This is a genomic window from Chroococcidiopsis sp. TS-821 (assembly GCF_002939305.1).
In the GTDB taxonomy this organism is placed as follows: domain Bacteria; phylum Cyanobacteriota; class Cyanobacteriia; order Cyanobacteriales; family Chroococcidiopsidaceae; genus Chroogloeocystis.
This window is the reverse complement of record NZ_MVDI01000003.1, coordinates 380603-395622: the sequence shown is the minus strand read 5'-3', so window position 1 is coordinate 395622 and position 15020 is coordinate 380603. Positions and strand designations below refer to the sequence as shown.

Annotated in this window: 14 protein-coding genes; all 14 read right to left on the bottom strand. The window is 42.6% G+C overall.

What is annotated here, in order from left to right:
• Window positions 1-15: 15 nt before the first annotated feature.
• Complete coding sequence (locus tag B1A85_RS12145) at window positions 16-1053, bottom strand: methyltransferase (RefSeq protein WP_104547169.1); 1038 nt, start codon at window positions 1051-1053, stop codon at window positions 16-18.
• Between the two features lie 9 nt (window positions 1054-1062).
• Complete coding sequence (locus B1A85_RS12140; protein ID WP_104547168.1) at window positions 1063-2175, bottom strand: methyltransferase; 1113 nt, start codon at window positions 2173-2175, stop codon at window positions 1063-1065.
• A gap of 109 nt (window positions 2176-2284) precedes the next feature.
• A complete protein-coding gene (locus B1A85_RS12135; RefSeq protein WP_104547167.1) occupies window positions 2285-2632 on the bottom strand; it encodes an antibiotic biosynthesis monooxygenase in 348 nt (115 codons plus the stop codon).
• Between the two features lie 89 nt (window positions 2633-2721).
• Window positions 2722-3795 (bottom strand): methyltransferase, encoded by a 1074-nt coding sequence (locus B1A85_RS12130; RefSeq protein ID WP_104547166.1) that lies wholly within the window; start codon window positions 3793-3795, stop codon window positions 2722-2724.
• 14 nt (window positions 3796-3809) lie between these two features.
• Window positions 3810-4346, bottom strand: coding sequence for a type ISP restriction/modification enzyme (locus B1A85_RS23625; RefSeq protein ID WP_146087169.1), 537 nt, complete (start codon window positions 4344-4346; stop codon window positions 3810-3812).
• Between the two features lie 426 nt (window positions 4347-4772).
• Window positions 4773-5495 carry a DevA family ABC transporter ATP-binding protein gene (locus B1A85_RS12120; protein ID WP_104547165.1) on the bottom strand — a complete coding sequence of 241 codons (723 nt, stop codon included), beginning with the start codon at window positions 5493-5495 and terminating at the stop codon, window positions 4773-4775.
• A 10-nt stretch (window positions 5496-5505) separates the two neighbouring features.
• On the bottom strand, window positions 5506-6672 hold the full coding sequence (gene devC, locus B1A85_RS12115; protein WP_104547164.1) for an ABC transporter permease DevC: 1167 nt from the start codon (window positions 6670-6672) through the stop codon (window positions 5506-5508).
• Window positions 6673-6706: 34 nt separating this feature from the next.
• Window positions 6707-7906, bottom strand: a complete 1200-nt coding sequence (locus B1A85_RS12110) for an HlyD family efflux transporter periplasmic adaptor subunit (protein ID WP_104547163.1) — start codon at window positions 7904-7906, stop codon at window positions 6707-6709.
• Window positions 7907-8430: 524 nt separating this feature from the next.
• Window positions 8431-8568: a hypothetical protein gene (locus B1A85_RS23920; protein ID WP_168192382.1), complete on the bottom strand. Its 138-nt coding sequence runs from the start codon at window positions 8566-8568 to the stop codon at window positions 8431-8433.
• 22 nt (window positions 8569-8590) lie between these two features.
• Window positions 8591-9922 carry a ferric reductase-like transmembrane domain-containing protein gene (locus B1A85_RS12105; protein WP_104547162.1) on the bottom strand — a complete coding sequence of 444 codons (1332 nt, stop codon included), beginning with the start codon at window positions 9920-9922 and terminating at the stop codon, window positions 8591-8593.
• Between the two features lie 400 nt (window positions 9923-10322).
• Window positions 10323-11462 carry a choice-of-anchor tandem repeat NxxGxxAF-containing protein gene (locus B1A85_RS12100; protein ID WP_104547161.1) on the bottom strand — a complete coding sequence of 380 codons (1140 nt, stop codon included), beginning with the start codon at window positions 11460-11462 and terminating at the stop codon, window positions 10323-10325.
• A 236-nt stretch (window positions 11463-11698) separates the two neighbouring features.
• The gene (locus B1A85_RS12095) at window positions 11699-12823 is read right to left on the bottom strand and encodes a glycoside hydrolase family 5 protein (protein ID WP_104547160.1); all 1125 of its coding nucleotides are present in this window, start codon (window positions 12821-12823) and stop codon (window positions 11699-11701) included.
• Between the two features lie 9 nt (window positions 12824-12832).
• Complete coding sequence (locus B1A85_RS12090; RefSeq protein ID WP_104547159.1) at window positions 12833-13831, bottom strand: glycosyltransferase family 2 protein; 999 nt, start codon at window positions 13829-13831, stop codon at window positions 12833-12835.
• A 9-nt stretch (window positions 13832-13840) separates the two neighbouring features.
• On the bottom strand, window positions 13841-14860 hold the full coding sequence (locus B1A85_RS12085) for a glycosyltransferase family 2 protein (RefSeq protein ID WP_104547158.1): 1020 nt from the start codon (window positions 14858-14860) through the stop codon (window positions 13841-13843).
• Between the last annotated feature and the right edge of the window lie 160 nt (window positions 14861-15020).

Sequence of the window (15020 nt, the reverse complement as noted above, 5' to 3'; positions counted from 1 at the left end):
AAATAGCTCCTTGATTCAAGCGCGTACAGCTTCGATGATGCTATTGGCGGTTTGTGTAGGGATAATGCGCGTTACTTTAAATCCAGCGGCTTCTAAAAGCGATCGGTATTGCGCTTCGGTGCGTTCGTAACCGCCAGGCGTTGTGAGTAACGATTCTAAGTCGATTAACTTGCCCACAAATGGCGCATTACCAGGAGGCATAATCATTTCTACGATGAGCAGTTTACCGTCAGCTGTCATCGCCTCGCGACAGTTTTTTAGCAGTTGCACTGCGCGATCGTCGTCCCAGTTGTGAACGACAAACATCAAAATGTAGGCATCACCACCACTCGGTACTGCATCTAGACAGTTACCTCCAACAAGTTGAGCGCGATCGCCGATTTGGGCGGATTCAATTGCTGGCGTCGCCGCCGCGATCGCCGAGGGAAAATCAAAAAGTACCCCTTGCAATGTAGGATTTGCTTGCAAAAGTGCAACAATTGTGCTAGCACTTGCATAAATTCCAATATCCACTACCTTGTGCATCGACGAAAAGTCGTAATTTGCTAGGAGTGACTGCGCTGCACGTTGTGAAATACTTGCTTTAGACTCGCTAGAAACGCGCGCGACTTCAGGATCTTGGTAATATTCAAATAATCCTTGTTTGTAGAGATGCTCAAATGCGGGTTTGCCTGTTTGAACGCTGTAGTGCAGATTTTCCCAAACATTCCAGTGCCAATCTTGACCAAAAAACTTGACCGCAGCGCGAACAGAATCAGGTGTATCACTTTGAAGAAACTCAGCCAAAGGCGTTAAGCTAAAGCAGCGCTCGTACTCAGAAAAAATGCCTACACTAGCAAGCGATCGCATTAATCGATACAGTGATGGCGCATGAGTATCAGTTGCTTGCGCTAATTCATCGATGCTTTTGGAACCATCAGCTAGCAAGTCAGCAATTCCCAATTCAGCAGCGGCGTAGATCAATCGCGCTACCCGCAAACCCCCTAACATTTGCATCATTGCCACTTGTGGAGGTAAATCTGGTGGCATAGCGGTATTTGTTGTCGTTGTCATTTTTGTTTCCTAGCTAACACCAACACCCTCAATTACTTTCCAGGGGGATGCTGTGGCAAAAACTTTTGTGAGTTTGAAACCTGCGGCGTCAAAAAGCGTGCGATATTCTGCTTCGGTACGTTCGCGTCCGCCAGAGGTGGTGAGCATTTCTAAGTCTAGAAGTTTGCCGAAATACGGCGTGTTTCCTGGGGGAAGAACGGCTTCTACTAGCAATAGCTTGCTGTGTTCTGCCATGGCGCGGCGACAGTTTTTGAGAATGGCGATCGCTTGGGGTTCATCCCAGTCGTGGATTACGGTTTTGAGTAGGTAAGCATCACCGCCAGATGGTACTGATTGGAAAAAGTCACCTGCAACTAATTCGCAACGATCTGCAAGTCCATTGACTTCGATAAACTCTTTCGCACCTGTAATTACAGAGGGTTGATCGAATAAAACGCCTTTGATTGCGGGATAAGCTTTGAGAATTGTTGACAAATGACTGCCGTAACCGCCGCCGATATCAACTAATTTAGAAATTCCTGAAAAATCGTATCCTGTGGCGATCGCACTATTATTCATTGAGGCTAAATTAGTCATTGCCTCGTCAAAGTTATTGCCCGCTTGCGGATTTTGGACAAAATACTCGAATATATTCGGTTTGCCAAAGGTATGTTCAACGGCTGTTTTACCTGTTTTGACGCTTTCGATTAAGTTTCCCCACAAATCCCAGTGCCATTTTTCACCAGACATAATTGCCCAAGCACGTACCGAGTTGGGGGTGTCAGTTTGTAACGTTGCGGCTAGTGGTGTTAAATTGAAGCGCCCATCTTCGTCTTCAGCAAAGATGCCAAAACTGGCAAGCGATCGCAACAAGCGATAAAGTGATGGTTCGTGCATACCAGTTAGCTGGGCTAGTTCGCTGCTGTTTTTAGCTCGATCTTTTAATAAGTCAGCAATTCCTAGTTTGGCTGCAACGTGTATTGCTTGCGATACTTGGTATGCGTTGATCATTTCTACCATTGCCACTTGTGGTGGCATCATTTTGGCTCTGAAATTCTGCAATGAACTGGTAATATTCATCATTGCTTGAATCAGGGCTATGGGAGGTTTTTTGGGTTTTGTTTTGAGATTGACTTGAGACATGACATCCCTCTTTGTTAGTGTGGAATTCTGCCTCCTAAATGAGGACTTTTGAGCTACTTTGAGGGGCATTAACACATTCTCTTCAGGGTGTTGACCGTTTTAAATACTGCTAAGACTTTTTGATGTAGCAAATTTCGTAAAGTGTAGGATCGGATTGGGCGATTTTGCCGATCGCGGGCATATGTGATACGGCTTCGGGATTATTAAAAATGCCGCGAAAGTCTTCTACACTTCTCCATTGCGCGTAGTTTGTGACTCGTTTGCCGTCTAAGCTTTTGTGGATGTTGGCTGAGATGAAGCCAGGAAGTTTGCACATGACTTCTTCTGTTGCTTTTACTAATAAATCGACGAGTAATTGTTGGTTTTCTGGTTCGACGATGAAGACGTTGATGAGAGTGACAAGATCGGCGTCTTGGGAAATTGTTGTGATTGTTTGGTTGTTGGTGAGTGTAGTCATGTTGGTTTATTGGTGAGTTTTAGATTGTGGTTTCAAAGAGTGAACGAACCACATTGGCGTAGCCTTCCCGCAGGGTAGATAAAGAGAGGTTATGTTGGTATCGACTCGATGATGCTCATGGGAGAGCGCGATGAGATAATGTTGGTGAGTTGAAAACCGGCGGCGGCGAGAAGTTGTTGATATTGTTCTTGGGTGCGTTCAATGGCACCTCTACTCATGAGGAGTGCTTCTACGTCTAGGATTTTGCCTAGGGATGGTTCGTTACCTGGCGGGATAACCATCTCGATGAGTAACAGTTTGCCATGTGTGGCGATCGCTTGGCGGCAGTTTTTGAGAATAGCGATCGCGCGATCGTCGTCGTAGTCGTGAATCAGGTTTTTGATGATGTAAAGATCGCCATCAGGGGGAAATGATTGAAAAACATCTCCGGTGACAAGTTGAGTGCGATCGCTTAATTCTGTTACTTCAATCAGCCGTTTTACTTGTTCGATACGTGTTGGAGTGTCGAAGTAAACTCCTTGTTGTGATGGATTGTTTTTCAATATCGAAGCAATGAGTTTGCCGTCGCCTTGACTTCCTGTGCCAATATCTACAACGCGCTCGAATGCTGTGAAGTCATAATTAGCTAAAATGGCAACATCGGTCATTGCTAGGGCGCTGACCATCGCTCCATCAAAGTTTTTGGCAACTTCAGGATTTTGCTGGTAGTATTCTTGAAACTCCATCCCGAAAAGATGGTCAAAAGCAGGTTCGCCGGTTTTAATACTGTGCAGAATACCTCCCCACATCCGCCAGTGCCACTTTTCACCAACGACAATCGCATAGTCTCGTAGCGAATTGGAAATGTTGCTTTGCAGTAATGCACCTCTGGGTGTCAGGTGAAATAAGCCGTTTGCGTCTTCGGTGAAGATATCAAAACTAGCAAGTACTCTTAACAACCGATACAGTGACTGTTCGTGCGTTGCAGTTGCTTGGGCTAACGCTGTGATACTCTGCGGTTGTGTCAATAAATCTGCAATACCCAACTTCGCTGCTACAGAAATTGACTGCGCAAGTCGATAGGCATTCATCATTTGCAGAATTTTGACCTGCGGTGGTACGCCTTGAGCAACTGGCGGACGAGGTATTGTCACATCTGAAGTTTTGTGTTGCGATGAAACCATGCTTTAGCCTTGCCTTATTGATGAGCGGCGATAAATAATTGTTCTTTTTTTGAGCCAGGCTGAAATACTGCCTCAATTCCTGCCATTAGCTCGATCATTTCGTTCAATGCAGTTATAATCCGCTGATATTGGCGAATGTCTTTACTGCTGAGATAACACCCTTCGCGATCTTTGAGCCATTTTTGACAAATTTGATAGTTGCCAACACTGTAGTTCCAAACTTGTGATGGTACGTTTTTAAAATATTGCTTTTTGTTAATCCAAACTAGCCCTTTATCGTCACTTTGCTTTGGCTCAACGTAGCGTACCGCTTCAACAATGTTACTACCAATAACAGGGTAATCAGCAATTATTGGTGTTAGCTGTTCGTCATTTCGTTTTTGTGAATATATACGTAAAATTCCCCGAATTTGAACATCGGCGACTAACCTTCCTTGGCGCGTTGAATGAACTTCATGCCCAGCTGATTTTCGCAGTGCAGGATAAAGCTTATTCTCTGGTTTACTAGGTAGGTGACGATGCCGAGGATGATCTATTAAGACTGTATTCATGATTTTTAAACTGGTAAAGACTTTACAGCATATTGAGAAGGTAAAATAGTTGGTTGCCAATGCCAAATATTAATTTATTCTTAAGCGGTTGATACGTACGGTATTCGCAAGTAACGTTATTTCTAATTTAGATAGTGAAATAATTTTGAATTAGCTAGTAAGACCTTTTTTTTAAAGAAACTGTATTAAATACTACGAAATCAAGATCTTCTAAGCTTTGAAGTGAAAATTTAGAGAAAATCTTTCAAAAGGCACTACCTTTTAAATCTTTGTAGATAGTTTCTCACATAAATACAAAGAACAAGTTTTTAAAAAGGGTAATTAGTGTATAGGTTATGTGTAACTTCTTGGTTATTGTAGGGGTGAGTATAATTGCAAGTCGCACCTTTTTAGATGAACGTTTGGTTGAAAGAGGGGCTTTTGTCTTTATGAATCAAAATGAATTAATTGGTGCGTATCTGATGTGAAGCGATTATTGTCGCTTAAGCGACCATCTTCCATATGAATAATCCGGTCAGCCACGTCTAAAATGCGATTATCGTGTGTCACCATGACAATCGTACAGCTTTGTTCTTGAGCAAGATGCTGCATCAATTCAACAACAGCGCGACCAGATTTGCTATCTAAAGATGCTGTCGGTTCGTCAGCTAAGACAAGTTTAGGTTGGTTGACTAAAGCCCTAGCGATCGCAACGCGTTGTTTTTGTCCGCCAGAGAGATTTTCGGGGTAGTAATTGAGGCGATCGCCTAATCCGACGGCTTGGAGAATGGTTTGCGATCGCGATCGCGCTGTTTGCATCGAAATGTTGTTGACTTGCGCAGCCATTTGTACATTTTGCTGTGCTGTGAGAAACCCTAGTAAGTTGTGTGCTTGAAAGATATAACCGATTTGGCGTCGCAGTTGTGCTAGCTTTTGCTGACTCGCACCAGACAATTCTTGACCGAGAAACTGAATACTTCCAGATTGTACAGAACGCAAACCACCAATCAAACTAAGTAATGTGGTTTTTCCCGATCCTGATTGTCCTGTAATAATCGCAAACTCTCCTGCACCAATTTCTAAATTAATATCAAATAACGTTTGCTTTTGCAAAACGCCTTTACCGTAGTAGTGATTGAGAGATTGAATTTTCAGAACTGGGTATTGCATAGATTACCGACTAGCTAAAAATATCTGCTGGATCAGCCGCCCGCAATTTACGGATAGCGATTACTCCCGATACGCAGCACATCACAACTGTCAAAAATAGGACTAATAAGGCTCGGCTAACGGTCATTGCGATTGGTAGAAGCGTTTCTTTTTGTACTATGTTGTACTGAAACATTGCAAAGGCAAATCCAGGTAAATAACCTAAAGCTGCTAGAATTAAAGCTTGTTGAAAAACAACAATTAATAAGTAAAAATGCGTATATCCTATGGCTTTAAGCGTTGCGTATTCGGGTAAGTGATCGGCGATTTCACTGTACAATATTTGATAAACAATCACAGTTCCAACGACAAACGCCATGATTGTGCCTAAAGTAAAGATAAAGCCGATTGCTGTACTACTTGCCCAATAAGATTTTTCAAAATCGATAAATTCTTGCTTAGACAGTATTCTGATATCTTTTTGCGTTATAGAACTACGCAGCTTTTCAAGCACAACTTCAGTGTTTGTTCCTGGTTTGAGTTTGACTAAACCTAGGTCAATAAGTCCGAGGTTTCGTCCGTCTTGATTAAATAAACGGAAAAAATTTAAATCGCTGGTGATTAAATTACCATCAGCACCGAATGATGTTCCTAGCTGAAACAGTCCGCCGATCCTGATTGTGCGTCCTCCTACTTCTGTGGCGATCGCCTTTCCTTGCGAAAAATCAGCAGCGATCGTCCCAAACTCTTGACGCGAGCCTTGGTCGAATAAAAAAACATCGGGTTGCTTAATTTTATCGAGGTTTTGTTGAACTCCTGGTAAGTTGACGATCGAAGCATCTGGATTAAATCCAATAACTTGAATACTACGCAGCTTCCGCGTTTGAGGATTTCTCCAAGAAGTAAAACCTATATAAATAGGATGAACGGATTCCACTTCCTCAAGTGCTAAAATTTGATACAAGCGCCGCTGCGAAAAAGTTTTTAGAGAAAGTAACGCATCCGATTGAGGATTGATGACAACAATCTCGCCATTCAAGCTTTGGTGAAATTGAACATTACCATCAAACAGTGCTTCTCGAAAACCCAATTGCATAAACATTAAAATATTGGCAAAAGCAATGCCAGCCAATGCCACAATTAATCGTGTTTTTTCACGCGTAAGTTGTAACCATGCCAAAGGAATTTTACGATTCATTTTCTTGGCATTAATTTAGTATGGTTTATCAAAGTTAAACGCTAATTTCTACAATCACTCTGGCGTAAGTCAAACCAGAAACTAGCTCGCTTGCATCTGGAGGTAAACTAATGCGAACTTCGACAACTCTGGCGTCAACGTCAGCTGCGGGATCGCTATCTAAAATGTTTTGTTTGCCGATTTTTCTACCTACTTGTGTCACAGTTCCTTGAATTTTTTGAGCAAAAGCTCGATTTTCGCTGGTAATACTCGCTGTTTGACCAGCGCGCACTTTGCTAATATCTTCTTCAAGGACTTCTGCAACAACGACCATTTGATTGGTACGCGCGAGTTCCGCAATTCCGTTGGAGCTAATTGTTTCTCCAGAACGCGTATGAATTTTAATGATTTCTCCATCAATGGGAGCTTTAATGTAGCTTAATGCTAGATCGGCTTGAGTTAATTTAACAGCAGCAAGCATCCGATCTACTTGGGCTTGGGCTTCGCGCACGTCGGTTGGGCGTACTTCGGTAATGCGGTTGAGATTAGCTCGCGCTTCCTCGATTTGGCGTTGTAGAGTTGCAATTGTTTCGTTACGAGTTGCTTGGCTTTCATTAACTTGCTGTTGTGCAGTTTCTGCATTTAGGCGTTTCGTTTCGAGTTCTTGCACAGAAATTGCACCTTCTTGGTAAAGTCGTTGATAGCGTTCGTAGTCACTTTGAGCATTGCGCTGTGCTGCTACTTGACGCGCTACGGTTGCTTGGAGCGTTTCTTGTTGTCCTGCAAGTTCGGCTTCCAGACGGGCGATCGCAGCTTTTTGAGCTTCGATTTCTCCGGTTTGCGCCCCTGCTTGGATTTTGGCGAGTGCAGCACGCGCAACTTGGACATCGGCTTGAGCGCTTTCTAGCGCAGCTTGTAGACGGGTATGCGTATCTAGAATTGCTACTGTTTCACCTGCTTTCACCCAGTCGCCTTCTTTTACCAAGATTTGCTCAACTCTTGCGCCTTGGGCTGAACTGGGTGGTGACAGAGCGACGACTTCCCCTTGTGGTTCTAAGCGCCCTAAAGCAACAACATTGCGAATCACTGGCTTTGGGCTAGTAACTGTTGTCGGAGGTGGTTGAGTTGTCTGATGAAATCGAATGAAAGCAACGGTACCAACAACAATAGTCGTCGCCAGAACGAAAGGAATGCGCCACTTGTTGGGCTTGAAACGTGACTGTTTTGACCTTGGCTTCTCTGTGACAATTGACATAGTAGCTGGTTTATAGATCTGAATGTTACTGCTGCGATATCAAGTCACAACTTATGTTTGATGCAGCAGTTTGGTATGACGCTCTCTGAGGAGTTTTAGCGATGCGGTATTTACCCCCTAAATCCCCCATGTGTGGAGACTTCAAATTTAGGATGCTCTCGAATGGGAAGTTTATTCTTTTTTAGACGCCCTTTGAAAGTTGATCTTAAGCTGCTTGTTGCAACAATACTGGTATTAACCTGTCAAAAATATTCTAATTTATACAAGTTCTCTAAATAAGAACTACAATTAACTTCTCCTTTGCGTCCTCTGCGTCCTCTGCCCCTCTGCCCCTCTGCGGTCTATTTGTAGAAACTTTAAAGCGAAACGGTATTAGTTCAATATGACACGTTTTACCTTTAATCTAGTGGCGATAAAGGTGCACAAATGTGTAACTTGTGTTGCTTTTGTGTTTACACAATCTGAAGCTTGTTGATAACTACGTTGGGTATGTCTATCGCTGTGATTGGCGTGGAGGATGTTAATTACTTGGTAGGCGCAACCAAACCAGAATCAATACTTGGCTTGACTGGACGTCTTTGGATGTAGGCGAATAAAGCTGATGTCAGCACGAGAACAACAGAGACAAACACGACTACTTCAATCATGATGTTAAAACGCATAATTCTCTTGTTTTCATCTCCATCAAACGAGATTAAAGTGTTCTATGTGAATATATTTGGCAGGAACTTCCAACTCGTGTAAGGCTTTTTCGACTGCATCTAAAAAGCGGGGAGAACCGCACAGAAAATAACGCCAACCTTCGCGATCGCGCGGAAGATGTCGTGCTAGTAACTCCTGATTGACATAGCCTGATTCTCCTTTCCAATTTTCAGGCGGTTGTTTGAGCACATGAGTGACACTTAAGTTATCTAATTGCTTATTGAGATCTTCTAGGTCTTCGCGAAAAGCAACATCTTCCCATGAACGATTGGCGTAAATTAAGCGAATAGGTCGGCGATCGCCACGTTCAGCAAATGTAATAAGAATGCTAAACATCGGGGTGACACCGACACCATTGGCGATGAGAACTAAACCAGTAAAATCGAATGGGTCGGGAGTAAAAGCACCGTGGGGACCATCGATAAAAGCTTTTGTCCCTGGCTGAATATCTTTAATTGTGTTTGTGAAGTCACCAACGGCTTTGATCGTCAATGCTAATTCATCGCTGCGATCGCCATTAGAAGAAAACGAAAATGGATGCTCTTGAATATGATAGGGAGAGCGGTCGAGCGTTAACCAAGCAAATTGTCCTGGAGAAAAACGAATACCTTCATGTCCTTGCGGACGCAGTACTAGTGTCCAAGCATTACCTCGTTGTGGGACAACAGTTTCCACCCGATAGGGTTTTTGCATCATTAACCACGGCTTGATGAGGCGCACATAAATCAATGAAGCAAAAGCAACAAACGCTAACAGCGTCCACAGTAAAGCTTTCCAAGGAAGTACAAGGTAGTATTTTACGCCAACAGCATGAGCTAACCCTAACCCCACCGCAGTCACAGCGAAAATTCCATGGCTTGCTCGCCACACTTCATAGTTGATCTTGAGCTTCTGTCGCCACACTGAGGTCACAACAAGTAAGATTAACGCGATTGTCGAAATTACTGCAAATCTCGCCCGCCAAGGAGCCGCAAACAGATTGAGTGCTTGTAGATATTTACTATCCTGAAAAAATAAGATGATGGGGTGGGCAAGGATTAAGGCAAATGCTACTTGTGTAATATAGCGATGATATTGCAGCACAATATCGATACCATAAGGAGCCGCGATCGCATCAAACCGTGCGGTTAATGCAAACTGCAGCATCATCATTGCCAAGCCGACATATCCAAAAGCCGCAGACAACTCAATCCAAAATCCTCTCCCACTTGGTGCTGGTTGAATCAACAGAATTAATAATGGAGAAAGGGTTAACAACAAATGTACGGCTATCCAAAAAGTGCCTACAACCCAGAAGTTTTTTCTTTTAAACATCTTCTTTTTCCACTTATTTTGAGAGTGGCGCGGTCAATCCATTATTGGATATTTAATCCAAATTTGTAGAGATTAACATTATTCCAATAGCTAAGCTATACCGTTCTTATTAGCGTTAAAAACAATGTATTCTTTGCCTCGAATGCTTGTTTTTTAGCTGTCTTTGTAGATGTTTTTATTCAATTTTCTGGGCAGTTATTAGAGCTATGGTTATGTTTTGTTTTGGTAGAGAATTTACGTAGACTCTTTGGCTAACTTTTCTGTAATTTTAAGGGTGAAAATTTCGAACTTAGCTTGTTTCTTTACTGTCTATTTTGTTAGGTTTTATTTGGCAAACATTGATAGCGTGATGTCATATCAATGCTATTTGATTTGTCGCCAATAAAACTTCCTATGTGCACTACTTTCGCCTATACCAACACAAACCTAATAAAGCAAACATACTGAAAGTCAAAAGTGAGATTCCCTCGATATGAGCATGAGTAACAGGATCGGCGCGGAAGACCGCAGTTTGACCATTTTCTAAAAGTGCTTCAAACGTCACTTGACCAGCGTTATTCAATCCGTGTCCTGCAATCACCAAGTCTACTACCCTAGAACCAGCCAGAGGATCGCCAGCAGCAATAACTTTGTTAGTGACAGGGTTTTTTCCAGTGTAAATACCGCTACCACCTCCTGCATAGAGATAAGCTAAGAAAGCAATTTGACCTTGGTCGTTGAGTGCAGGATCAGATTGAAAAAAGCTAAAAGGACCACTATCGTCTACAAATGTCTCAATTTCTTGACCGCGCTTCTTTTTATATATACCGTGTCTGCCATTATCTAGCTGAGCTAAAAAGGCAACAGTTCCATTGTTGTTGATTGCTGGCGCACTAAAAGAGTTAAATTTACCAGTATTATCAGCAATCTTTACGGTTCCTTTACCTCTACCAATAAAGATTCCTGTTGCTCCTGTATCTAAAGTAGCGTGAAAGGCGACTGTACCTGCATCATTGATAGATGGAATGGTAAAAGCACTAGGCGGACCATTACCACCTACGGTATCAAAGCCTGAATTGAAGTTGCTAAAGCGATCGTTAGTGTCAGCAATTTTTGTAATTTCACCATTTTTACTCACAAAAATTCCTGATTCTCCGGTATCTAAAGTAGCATTAAACACTATTGTGTTCTTATTATTGATTGTGGCAGAGCTAAAGTAACTAAATTTACCATTACTATCAGCAATCGTAGTAATTTGTCCATTTTTTTTATTGAAAACACCACTGTAAGATTGCGCAAAGTCTGGACTGTAAAAAGTCCCTATAAATGACTTTATGTTGTTGTTATTGATAGTAGGACTGTAGAAAATATGCGTAAAAGGACTACCATCAACAACTGTTATATTTTTCCCTCCAGACCCCGTAAAAATACCACTAGGAGGAGAAGCAGCATTAACGAACCCTTCAAAAACTACGGTTCCTTTGTCGTTGATAGCCGAACCTCTAAATACACTATGGGAAGCACTACTTCGACTGATTTGGGTAAACTTGTAGCGAGACATTTTGTTGTTTATGTAGTTAAAAGTTTAGAATTGTCTGCGGCTTTCCGCAGAAAGTTAGAGCTATTTGACATGAATGAAATACTTAGTAAAATTAAGTAGCTGCACCCAAAAACTACTTGTTGAGTTACTTAAATTTTTCCATAAATTACCTGAAAATACATCTAAATCACCGAGCAGATGTGTAGATTTTGTGTATGATATACGTGTAACTTTAAAATAATATTTATTGTGAAAATTTAATTACGAATTGGCTTTAACCCGAGTGCTTGCATGACTTCTACATCACGCACATCTAGCTCAAACCATTGTCCCCATCCGATCCCAAAAGATTCCAATACTTGTCGAACATCTTGGAGATAGCGTAGTAGCGAACTACGAGGCGCTGTCCACGGAATTGCCCCAAACTCATTACATGAAACTGGCACGTTGTTAGTTTTTGCCCAATGTGCAATTGGTGACAAGAGAGTTATGAGTTTATCTCGATTCCACTGTTGTTGAGCATAATGCTCGACTGCTTTTTTCGCCTCAGGATCTTGAATCGCGTTGAGTAGAGGAGTCACTGTTGCAAGAGTTGCAGGGTAGGGAATATTCTTCATAAATTGTGTCGCCCGCCATCCCCAGGAAGCGCCTTGGTGAGTGAAAACAAATGGTTCGTAGAAATGGAAGTTATATACAACATTTTTATCTGCAACAATGCGAGTCATTGGTAGCGATCGCGCGTTGTTCCAATCGTTTGCAGTCGCACTGACATTAGAACTGGCAATAATTGTGTGGTGGGGTGCGCCTAAGCGAATTGCTTTGATTAACTCAACTTGTACGCGATCCCACGCTTGCGGTGTTTCTGCATTCGGTTCATTCATCACTTCCAAAAATACTTTTTCGGGATCGGTAGCGCGCATATGCGTTGCAAAAGCTTTGAAGAACGCAACAAACTTCGCGAGGACAGCAGGATCAAAGTACAGCGAGCTGGGATGATTAAATGGCGATAAGATGATTCCTAACCCTACTTGAGCGTGAAGACGCACGATCGCATCAAGAGCAGCTAGCGAATCAGTTTTTAAAACACCAGGATTCTTGTTATCGAAAAATGTTGATAAAACAATGGGTAGGCGCGTGTAAGTTAATCCTAAGCGCTTGTACTGCTGCAATGTTGCTAATGTATAGTATCCATCAGTGAGGCTGTGTCGTTGCCAGTGTCCGAGGTTAAAACCTTTGGATAAAGTTTGTAATCTGCTGGGTTTAACTGTAGTAGGTGATGCAGCTTCGAGGCGATCGCGCGCGATCGCTGTTAGCACCGAAGCCATCGCTAGTAGCCCAAAGCGGATAAACTGAGAGCGAGAGCAAGGACGAGTATATTGCATAGAATTTATTTATACAGATTGTCTCGCGTGCCGAATGCGGTATTTTTGGATAACTCCAATCGTTCTTTGCGCAATAGTTTCAATTTGGTGATAAAAAGATTGCGGTAGAGACCACAGCAAATACGCAGCAACTAAAGTCATCAATGTACGACGAGGTTCCTTCCAAATACTCCAGTGAGTCGCCAAAGCTTGATGCATCAACTTTACCGCAACTGTTCCCGACTGCATCCGAATCGCACTTCGCGCCAGCGACTTGAGTTGATAAGCCTTGGCTGGGCGTTCCCACTGAGTCACGAGTTCAGGAGCATAGGTACGTGTCTTTGCAAGAACCTTTTCTAAAGACTCAAACTGCTTGTATAAATTTTGCGAAGCTCCTTGAGGATGAACTCGATACAATGTAAGCGCTTCCGGAATTCCCTCTATTTGCCAAGAAGTCTGAATTGCAATGCGCAACCAGTATTCTAAATCCTCAGCATGATGCAGTTGCTCATCAAAATAACAACCTTGCATCGCACTATCTTCTATCACTTCTCGCCGCATAACAGCCGCCGAACCGTTCCCAGCGACACTATCAAGCAAGAGATACGACGGAGTAATATTTTTGAGTTTGGGCATCATAAACGTACCGAGGAGATTACTCGATTCATCAATAAAAGCGGAACGGCTAAAGCTCACACCCACGCTGGGGGAAGATTCCAGATGTACCAGATGTTTTTCGAGCTTTTGTGGTAACCACAGATCGTCGCCATCTAAAAACGCGATGACTTCACCTTGTGCGTGACGAATACCTGTGTTGCGCGCGGCGGAAACACCACGATTGGCTTGGCGAATAATCTTGATTCTTGGATCGTCAAACTGCTGGCAAATTGCCACACTCGCATCCGGCGAACCATCATCGACAATCAACAACTCCCAATTAGGATACGTTTGGGCAATTACTGATGCTACTGCGCTACCAATATACTTTTCGACTTTGTACGCCGGAATAATTACTGTTACTTTTTTCATTTTGAGATACTATGCTAATTGTCTAGATTGCTCTTGATAAATGCGGCGCTTTTGACTGTTTCCCGTTATTTTTAGAACCATATTTTCTATTTTTTTATGGATAGACTGAGGAAGAAACCATAGCGAGTAAGCAGCAGCTAAAGTCATCAGTGTGCGGCGTGGTTCCTCCAATAAGATTCGCCAATGAATTGCTATCGCTTGATGCACAAGTTGTATCGCTTTGGAAGTGGCTTGTTCGCGAATGGCTCTACGAGCTAAAAATCTCAACTGATAAGCCTTTGCAGGGCGTTCCCACAGTGCAATAAATTTAGGGACGTAAGTGCGAGTTTTTGCTAGTACTTTTTCTAAAGACTCCAACTGTTGCACCTCGTTTGTGGAGGCTCCCTGAGAATTGACGCGATACAGTGTGAGTGCTTCCGGAATTCCCTCAATTTGCCACGATGTTTGCAGTGCAATGCGCAGCCAACATTCAATATCTTCGATATGATGCAGTTGCTCGTCAAAATAGCAGTCACGTTGAGCATCTGAATATCTAATTGCTTCTAATACCTCACGGCGAATAACTGGAGACGAACCGTTACCGATGGGATTGCGGTAAAGTATGTATGATGGTGCGATCGCATTGAGCTTCGATAGCTGATAAATTCCTAATTGCTCTCCCGATTCATCAATAAAAGCGGAACGGCTAAAGCTCACACCCACGCTGGGGGAAGATTCGAGATGTGCTAGATGTTTTTCGAGCTTTTGTGGTAACCACAGATCGTCGCCATCTAAAAACGCGATGACTTCACCTTGTGCGTGACGAATACCTGTGTTGCGCGCGGCGGAAACACCACGATTGGCTTGGCGAATAATCTTGATTCTTGGATCGTCAAACTGCTGGCAAACTGCTACACTCGCATCCGGCGAACCATCATCGACAATCAACAACTCCCAATTAGGATACGTTTGGGCAATTACTGATGCTACTGCGCTACCAATATACTTTTCGACTTTGTACGCCGGAATAATTACTGTTACTTTTTTCATTTTTTAGCGTGCTTTCTAAGATGTACAAATCCTGCAATTAAAGGATGAAATAAGCTTAATTTTGAAAATTTTTCATATCAATAAAATTTTTGATATGTAGAAAGATAGGAAACTAAATTCTTGCTTTAATTCAAAAAATGATACTATCAATTATCAAAAA

Coding starts and splice junctions, on each gene's coding strand:
- devC (WP_104547164.1), bottom strand. CDS start 6,672: ATGAATCGTAAAATTCCTTTGGCATGGTTACAACTTACGCGTGAAAAA.
- B1A85_RS12100 (WP_104547161.1), bottom strand. CDS start 11,462: ATGTCTCGCTACAAGTTTACCCAAATCAGTCGAAGTAGTGCTTCCCAT.
- B1A85_RS12130 (WP_104547166.1), bottom strand. CDS start 3,795: ATGGTTTCATCGCAACACAAAACTTCAGATGTGACAATACCTCGTCCG.
- B1A85_RS12135 (WP_104547167.1), bottom strand. CDS start 2,632: ATGACTACACTCACCAACAACCAAACAATCACAACAATTTCCCAAGAC.
- B1A85_RS12085 (WP_104547158.1), bottom strand. CDS start 14,860: ATGAAAAAAGTAACAGTAATTATTCCGGCGTACAAAGTCGAAAAGTAT.
- B1A85_RS12110 (WP_104547163.1), bottom strand. CDS start 7,906: ATGTCAATTGTCACAGAGAAGCCAAGGTCAAAACAGTCACGTTTCAAG.
- B1A85_RS23625 (WP_146087169.1), bottom strand. CDS start 4,346: ATGAATACAGTCTTAATAGATCATCCTCGGCATCGTCACCTACCTAGT.
- B1A85_RS12145 (WP_104547169.1), bottom strand. CDS start 1,053: ATGACAACGACAACAAATACCGCTATGCCACCAGATTTACCTCCACAA.
- B1A85_RS12095 (WP_104547160.1), bottom strand. CDS start 12,823: ATGCAATATACTCGTCCTTGCTCTCGCTCTCAGTTTATCCGCTTTGGG.
- B1A85_RS12140 (WP_104547168.1), bottom strand. CDS start 2,175: ATGTCTCAAGTCAATCTCAAAACAAAACCCAAAAAACCTCCCATAGCC.
- B1A85_RS23920 (WP_168192382.1), bottom strand. CDS start 8,568: ATGCGTTTTAACATCATGATTGAAGTAGTCGTGTTTGTCTCTGTTGTT.
- B1A85_RS12105 (WP_104547162.1), bottom strand. CDS start 9,922: ATGTTTAAAAGAAAAAACTTCTGGGTTGTAGGCACTTTTTGGATAGCC.
- B1A85_RS12090 (WP_104547159.1), bottom strand. CDS start 13,831: ATGAAAAAAGTAACAGTAATTATTCCGGCGTACAAAGTCGAAAAGTAT.
- B1A85_RS12120 (WP_104547165.1), bottom strand. CDS start 5,495: ATGCAATACCCAGTTCTGAAAATTCAATCTCTCAATCACTACTACGGT.